This is a genomic window from Mycobacterium sp. E3339, assembly GCF_001666915.1.
Classification (GTDB): Bacteria; Actinomycetota; Actinomycetes; order Mycobacteriales; family Mycobacteriaceae; genus Mycobacterium.
The window spans coordinates 1-952 of record NZ_LZIZ01000005.1; the positions used below are offsets into that span (position 1 = coordinate 1).

The following is a 952-nucleotide window of genomic DNA, read 5'->3' on the forward strand; positions in this document are numbered from 1 at the left end:
AAGTTTGCCCTGGCCTGCTATGGAACTCGAGGCGACATCGAGCCTTCCGTCGTCGTCGGTCGCGAACTCCTGCGCAGGGGCCATGACGTGCGGATGGCGGTGCCGCCCGACCTGATCGGCTTCGCCGAGGCGGCCGGTCTCCCGGCGGCCGCGTATGGGCTAGAGACCCAGCTGTGGCTGGACGTGTACCGCAACTTCTGGACGTCTTTCTTCGGCGCGTTCTGGAAGGTCCGGGAGCTGCGCGGGTTGTGGCGCGAGATGTGGGACCTCAGCGACCAATGCTGGGGCCACATGACGACGACGCTGACGTCGCTGGCCGACGGGGCCGACCTGTTGCTGGTCGGGCAGAGTTACCAGGAGCCCGCCGCCAACGTCGCCGAGTACTACGACATCCCGTTGGCCACGCTGCACCACGCCCCGATGCGGCCCAACGGCCAGCTGGTCTCGATCCTGCCGCCCCCGTTGGGTCGGTCGGCCATGATGGCGTTCGACTGGTTGGCCTGGCGCCTGAACAAGAAGCCCGAGGATGCGCAGCGGCGCGAATTGGGCCTGCCGCCGGCGACCCGTCCGGCGCCCCGCCGGATCGCCCAACGCCGATCCCTGGAAATCCAGGGCTACGACGACGTGTGCTTTCCCGGGCTGGCGCGGGAATGGTCGAAATGGGACGGCCGCCGGCCCTTTGTCGGCGCCCTGACCATGGAGATGACGACCGACACCGACGATGAGGTCGCCTCGTGGATAGCCGCGGGAACACCGCCGATTTGCTTCGCCAGCGGCAGCATCCCGGTCGAATCCCCCACCGAGATGGTCGAGATGATCAGCACCGCCTGCACCCAATTGGGCGAACGCGCACTGATCTGCGCCGGCGGGTCGGATTTCAGCGAAGTCCCGCACTTCGACCACGTCAAGGTGGTCGGCCCCGTCAATTACGCGGCCGTCTTCCCCGCCTGCC

Annotated in this window: 1 protein-coding gene; it reads left to right on the plus strand. The window is 67.8% G+C overall.

All coding sequences use genetic code 11. The features are described 5' to 3' along the window. On the plus strand, positions 1-952 hold a 952-nt coding region (locus A5702_RS00170), incomplete at both ends, for a glycosyltransferase (RefSeq protein ID WP_156669418.1).